The sequence below is a fragment of the Streptomyces sp. WAC05292 genome (assembly GCF_003949955.1).
In the GTDB taxonomy this organism is placed as follows: domain Bacteria; phylum Actinomycetota; class Actinomycetes; order Streptomycetales; family Streptomycetaceae; genus Streptomyces; species Streptomyces globosus.
This window is the reverse complement of sequence record NZ_RPSE01000377.1, coordinates 1-6,125: the sequence shown is the minus strand read 5'-3', so window position 1 is coordinate 6,125 and position 6,125 is coordinate 1. Positions and strand designations below refer to the sequence as shown.

Below are 6,125 nucleotides of genomic sequence, written 5' to 3'. Positions count from 1 at the left end.
CCCCTACCCGCCCCCGTCCAGCCGGTACACCGCGAACGCCCGTCCGATCACCGGCATCGCCACGTTCCTGACGCGGACTCCGCCTTCCGTCATGCCGTGTTCCGTGCCGTGGTGGGCGTGGCCGTGGACCGCCAGGTCCGCGCCGACCTCGTCGATCGCCTCCGCCAGGAGGTGGCTTCCGAGGAAGGGGTAGATCTCCAGCGGCTCCCCGGCCAGGGTGTCGGGCACGGGGGCGAAGTGGGTGAGGGCGACCCGTACGTCGCAGCCGTCGGCGGCGAGTTCCGTCAGGGCGCCGTGGAGGGCTTCGGCGGCCTGGTGCGCCGTGCGGACGAACGCTTTCATCTCCGGCTCGCCGAACTCGCCCGCGCAGCGTCCCGCGAAGCCGCCGCAGAACCCCTTGGCGCCGGCCACGCCGACCTGGGTGCCGCCCGCATCGATGCGCACGGAGTCGCCCTCCAGGACGGTCACGCCCGCTTCGCGGAGTACGTCGGCGACCTCGTCCTGCCGGTCGCTCTGATAGTCGTGGTTGCCGAGCACCGCGACCACGGGCACGGGGAGGCCCTTCACCTCGCCGGCGACCACGGCTGCCTCCTCAGGGGTGCCGTGCCTGGTCAGGTCGCCGGCCAGGAGCAGCAGGTCGGCCCGTTCCCCGAGGGTGTCGAAGGCCGGGCGCAGCAGTCCTTCGGAGCCGGGCGCGAGGTGGATGTCGCCGACCGCGGCGATGCGCGTCATGGAAGGTCCTCCAGGTCGCCTTCGGGGGGTGGGAGCACTCCTGCGAGGCGGATGTCGTGCCGCCACTGGAGGCCGTCCAGTTCCTCGGCGGCGATGCTCAGCACCTGCTCGCGGCACGCGGCGGTGGTGACGGTCCCGGTCAGGACGGCGACGGGGCCGTGCAGGTCGATCTGGACGCCGAGTTCCGCGAGGTCGTCGCGGGCCAGGCGTTCGCGTAGGTGCTCGGCCCGGTACGCGACGGGTTCGCCGTGTCGGCGCGCGGCTCCGGTCATGGCCGCGGCTCCTTCCCGGGCGCCTCCGCCCGGTCTCCGTTCCGCTCACGGCCCCGCTCGCCGGCCCCTTCGCGCAGCCGCACCCGGGGCTCGATGATGTCGAGGCGTTCGAGGAGGTACAGGAAGGCGTCGGCGAGCGGGATGTCGCGGTACTCCCGGTCGAGCCGGACCCAGTCGATCCGCTCCCGCAGGACGCGGGCGATGGGCAGCAGGTCGCCGAAGTCGCAGTAGTGCTCGGTGAGGGCGGCGAGCCGGCCGTCCATGAGGTCAGTGGGAGCGAGGACGGGCATGTACACGGAGGCGACGGAGCGGACCTCGGCGCGGGCGAGCAGGTCCGCGCCCACCGGCCGCCGGGCGAGTTCGAAGATCAGGTCGATCTGTTCGCCGTCTGCGGACCCCTTGACCAGCCAGTCCTCGGACGATTCGCGCATCTCGATGCCGCCCTTGCGGAGTGCGGCGACGACTTCCTCGGCGTCCTCGGGGCGCACGCAGAAGTCCGTGTCGTGCTGGAACCGGGCGGGCGCTCCGTGGGCGAACGCGGCGACGCTGCCGGCGAGCGCGAAGGGTCTGCCGGAGGCCTTGAGCAGCGATGCGACGCGTTTGGTCACTTCCAGGATCGCGCCGGTGTGGTCTTGCGGCAGCTCACCGGTCTCGGTGGTTGGCGCAGGAACGTGATGGCTCATGGGTCGGCTCCCGGGTCGGCCGGTGGTCGTCAGCGCATTCCCGCCGGGCGCCCCGCCCAAACAGGGTCCGCCGGTCGGTGCAGGGCGGCGCAGGACGGTGCTGGGGCGGGTGCATGGAGTGGGGGCGGCAGGGCAAGCGCGGGTCTCCGGCGCAGGCCCCGCAGGGGGTCGGCGCCGTGTTCGGCGGCCGCCGGGCGGGTGCAGCGCACGGCGGGCCGGACGGCAGGACAAGGACACGAGAGGACACGAGAGAGGAGCAAGGCCATGGGACACGGCGGAGACGTCGTTCACGAGCTGACCGCCGACCACGACGAGGTGCGGGGCTTCTTCGCGGACCTCGCGAACGCCACCCCCGCCGAGGAGCGCCGCACCCTGTTGGACCTGCTGACGATCGAGCTGGTGCGGCACTCCGTGGCGGAGGAGGAGTACCAGTACCCGGCGGTGCGCAAGCACGTGCCGGGCGGCGACGCGATCGCGGACCGGGAGATCGAGGACCACGCCCGCGTCGAGGTGGTGCTGAAGGAGCTGGAGGCGGTCGACGCGGCGGGGCCGGAGTTCGACCGGATGGTCGGCGATCTGCGGAACGAGGTGCTGGAGCACATCCGCGATGAGGAGACGAGCCTGTTCCCGGCGCTGCGGCGGGCCTGCGACAAGGAGGTCCTCGACGAGCTCGGGGACCGGGTCCGGCTGGCGAAGAAGCTGGCGCCGACGCGCCCGCACCCGGGGAAGCCGTCGGAGCCGCCGGCGAACAAGCTGCTCGCGCCGGGGCTGGGTCTCGTCGACCGGGCGCGGGACTTCGTCTCCGGGCGCGGCCGGACCGGTTCCTGACCGGGGGCGCCCTCCCCGCCCCGAAGGGGCCCGGTCCCCGACCGGGCCCCTTTCCCCTACCCTCACCTGTCTCACTATGCAAAACGATCTGTCTCGCATGGCGGCCATCCGCTTACAGTCGCGAGGTGGACACGCCGACGATGACGCGCAGTTGGGTCATGCTCGCCCTCGGGACCTGCGGCCAGACCGCCAGTACGACGGCCCTGTACGGCCTCGCGTACCTGATCCCCGCGTTCCAGCGGGACCTGGGCGTCTCGCTCGCCGGGGCCGGCCTGCTGGTCTCGTGCCCGATCGCCGGGATCCTCCTGGGGCTGGTCGGCTGGGGCGCGGTCGCCGACCGGTACGGGGAGCGGCTGGCCCTGTCCGCAGGCCTGTTCGCCGCCACCGCGGCGATGGCGGCGGCCGCCGCGGTCGCGGACGGCGGTCCCGCCCTGCTGGGGTTCTTGCTGGCGGCGGCTGGCGTCGGCGGGTCGTCCGTCAACTCGGCGTCGGGGCGGCTGGTGATCGGCTGGTTCCCGCCCGGCCGCCGCGGGATGGCGATGGGGGTGCGGCAGGCGTCTCAGCCGGTGGGTACGGCGGTGGCCGCGGCGGCGCTGCCGCCGCTGGCCGACGGCTCGGGTACGGGCGCGGCGTTCGGCCTGTGCGCCGTGCTGTGCGGGGCGACGGGCGCGGCCATCGCCGTGTTCGCCGTGGATCCGCCGCGTCCGGGCGCCGAGGGGCGCGGGCAGCGGCCCGGTGAAGCCGTGCCCGGGCCCCGCGGCGCGTCGGCGGCGGCCGGGCCGCCGTCCCCGTACCGCCGAAGCGCCGGCGGCGGGCACCTGTGGCGGCTGCATGCCGTCGCGGCGGCGCTGTGCGTGCCGCAGTTCGTGGTGACCGGTTTCGCGCTGCTGTTCCTGACGCAGGAGCGGGGCTGGTCCGCCGCCGCGGCCGGGACCGTCCTGGCCGCGGTGAACCTGGCCGGGGCGGGGGTTCGGCTGCTGGCGGGATGGTGGTCGGACGCGGTGGGCAGCCGGGTCCGGCCGATGCGGTGGCTGGCCGTGGCGACGGCCGCGGACCTGGCGCTGCTGGCGGCGGGGGCGGTGTGGCCGTCGGCGGCGGGTACGGCGGCCCTGCTCGCGGCGTCGGCGCTGACGGTCAGCACGAACGGCCTGCACAACACGGCGGTCGCGGAGTACGCGGGCCCGGACTGGGCGGGTCGGGCTTTGGGCGTGCACGGGACGGGCCAGCACGTGGCGATCGTGCTCGTGCCGCCGCTGGCGGGTGCGCTGATCACCGGGTTCGGTTTCGCTCCGGCGTTCGCCCTGGCCGCCTTGGCGGCCGTACTGGCGGTGGCCGTGCTCCCGAGGGCCGACGGGGCGGCCCGCTGGGCGGGCCCGGGCGGCTCAGCCCCGGGGGCCTCGGACCCCGGGGCCTCCCCCGCCCCGCTCACCGGCGGCGGCGCTTCTCCCTCAGGAAGCGGTGCAGCCGGCCCCACGGCCAGGCGTTGACGACGTCGTCCTTCGTGAGCCAGCCGCGCTGCGCCGTGCCCACCCCGTAGCGGAGGTAGGGCAGGTGGACGGTGGCGTGGGCGTCGGTGTCGACGGCGAACTTCACGCCGTGGCGCTTCGCCCGCAGGATGTCCTCGTCGGAGAGGTCGAGGCGCTCGGGGTGCGAGTTGACCTCCAGGGCGGTCCCGGTGCGGGCGCAGGCCGCGAAGACGGCGTCGAAGTCGGCGTCGACACCGGGCCGGATGCCGATCCGGCGGGTGGTGGGGTGCCCGAGGACGGCGACGTACGGGTTCTCGCAGGCGCGGATGATGCGGCTGGTCATGGCCTCCCGGCTCTGCCCGAAGTGGGAGTGGACGGAGGCGATGCACAGGTCGAAGCCGGCGAGGAAGTCGTCCGGCCAGTCCAGGCCGCCGTCCGGGCCGATGTTGAGTTCGGTGCCGTGCAGCAGCCGCATGCCGCGATACGTGCGGTCGAGGGCGCGGAGCCGCTCCCGCTGCGCGAGGGCCTTCTCTTTCGTCATGCGCTGCATGGCGAGGTCCGGGGCGTGGTCGGTGACGGCGTAGTAGGCGTAGCCGCGGGCGGCGGCCGCGGCGGCCATGTCCTCCAGGGAGGCGAGGCCGTCGGTGAGGTCGGTGTGGGTGTGCAGGTCTCCGCGGATGTCGCGTTCGGTGAGCAGTTCGGGCAGTTCGCCGCGGAGGGCGGCGGCGATCTCCCCGCGGTCCTCGCGCAGCGTCGGCGGGATCCAGGGCAGGCCGAGCCGGGCGTAGACGTCCTCCTCCGTCTCGGAGGCGAGGTTCTCGCCGGTTTCGGCGTCGAAGAGGCCGTATTCGGAGAGTTTCAGGCCGTGGCGGACGGCGAGTTCGCGGGTGCGGATGTTGTGGGCCTTGGAGCCGGTGAAGTACTGGAGGCCGGCGCCCCAGGAGGCGGGCGGCAGGACGCGCAGGTCGACCTGGACCCCGGAGGCGGTGCGGACGGAGGTCTTCTTCGCGCCGTGCGCGACGACCTCGGCGGTGGCGGGGAGGGCGATCAGGGCCGCCATGAACGGCTCGGGGATGTCGGCGGCGACGAGGACGTCCAGGTCGCCGATGGTCTCGCGCATGCGGCGCAGGCTGCCTGCGTACGCGCAGCGGACACAGCCGGCGATGCGGGAGAGTTCGGCGACGATCTCCTCGGCGAGCTCGGTGGCGGCGTCGAGGAGGATGCGGTCGCCGGCCTGTCTGAGCAGGCGGATGCCGTGCCGGATGCTCTCCTCGGTGCGCTCGCCGAATCCCTTGAGGTCGCGGAGCTTCTCGCCGCGCAGGGCGTCCTCCAGTTCCGGGACGGACGAGATGCCCAGTTCGCGGTGGAGGACGAGGGCCTTGCGGGGGCCGAGGCCGGGGATGCGGGTCAGTTCCCGCACACCGGCCGGGACGGCTTCCCGGGAGGCCTCCACCTCGGGGATGCGGCCGGTGCGCAGGTACTCCAGCACCTTGCCGGCGATGGAGCGGCCGACGTGCGGGATGTCCATGAGGCCCTTGGCGTCGAGCTGCGCGATGTCGACCGGGTGGCCGCCGATTGCGCGGGCCGCCTTCTCGTAGGCGCGGGCCTTGAAGGCGTCCTGGCCGCTGATGGCGATCATCTCGGCGTACTCCCGCAGCAGCGCCTCCACCCTGTCGTTGGCCCGGCTCATACCTCCAGGGTGCCCCCGCGGGGCCGGGCGCCGCCCCCGGGGAGCCCGGGCGGGCGGCCGGCGGCGGCTGGGGGGGGCGCGCCACGCGGAAGGCGCGGCCGGCCTGCCGGAGGTGCTGCCGGGCCGCGGAAGCAGCCCTGGTTCGCGCCGTCCGCCGCCGGGCAGGCAGCGCCCCCGGCCGGGCGCCCCCGCGACGGCCGGCCCGACTAGCCTGGAGCCATGGGTGGCGGTCCGGTCACCGTGGCGCTGTGCGGTGACGTCATGCTGGGGCGCGGCATCGACCAGATCCTGCCGCACCCGGGCGACCCCGCCCTGCGCGAGGGCGGAATGGCGGACGCCCGCGGGTACGTGGCCCTGGCGGAGGCGGCGCACGGCCCGCTGCCCGCCCTGCCGGTCGGGTTCGACTGGCCGTGGGGCGAGGCACTCGCGGTGCTGGACGCGGCGGCGCCGGCCG

General features: G+C 74.8%; 6 protein-coding genes and 1 pseudogene. 3 read left to right on the top strand and 4 right to left on the bottom strand.

Annotated features, from left to right (window positions below; translation table 11 throughout):
* Window positions 1-3: 3 nt before the first annotated feature.
* The 3 genes from EF903_RS27130 to EF903_RS27120 are packed head-to-tail and all read right to left on the bottom strand — an operon-like array spanning window position 4 to window position 1,687.
* Window positions 4-732 (bottom strand): metallophosphoesterase, encoded by a 729-nt coding sequence (locus EF903_RS27130; RefSeq protein ID WP_125547519.1) that lies wholly within the window; start codon window positions 730-732, stop codon window positions 4-6.
* Complete coding sequence (locus EF903_RS27125; RefSeq protein WP_125547517.1) at window positions 729-1,004, bottom strand: BON domain-containing protein; 276 nt, start codon at window positions 1,002-1,004, stop codon at window positions 729-731. Before EF903_RS27125 ends, EF903_RS27130 begins: the two co-directional genes overlap by 4 nt.
* A complete protein-coding gene (locus EF903_RS27120) occupies window positions 1,001-1,687 on the bottom strand; it encodes a nucleotidyltransferase family protein (RefSeq protein WP_125547514.1) in 687 nt (228 codons plus the stop codon). The genes EF903_RS27125 and EF903_RS27120 overlap by 4 nt, the downstream gene beginning before the upstream one ends.
* 264 nt (window positions 1,688-1,951) lie before the next feature.
* On the opposite strand from EF903_RS27120, the gene EF903_RS27115 reads away from it, so the two are divergent.
* Entirely contained in the window at window positions 1,952-2,515 is a 564-nt protein-coding gene (locus EF903_RS27115; RefSeq protein WP_125547512.1) for a hemerythrin domain-containing protein, read from the top strand.
* 125 nt (window positions 2,516-2,640) lie between these two features.
* Window positions 2,641-4,002, top strand: a complete 1,362-nt coding sequence (locus EF903_RS27110) for an MFS transporter (protein WP_260615987.1) — start codon at window positions 2,641-2,643, stop codon at window positions 4,000-4,002.
* Here EF903_RS27110 and polX read toward each other — a convergent pair.
* A complete protein-coding gene (gene polX, locus EF903_RS27105) occupies window positions 3,941-5,671 on the bottom strand; it encodes a DNA polymerase/3'-5' exonuclease PolX (protein WP_125547510.1) in 1,731 nt (576 codons plus the stop codon). The genes EF903_RS27110 and polX overlap by 62 nt on opposite strands.
* A 219-nt stretch (window positions 5,672-5,890) precedes the next feature.
* On the opposite strand from polX, the pseudogene EF903_RS27100 reads away from it, so the two are divergent.
* Window positions 5,891-6,125: pseudogene (locus EF903_RS27100) on the top strand (CapA family protein); the annotation flags it as partial.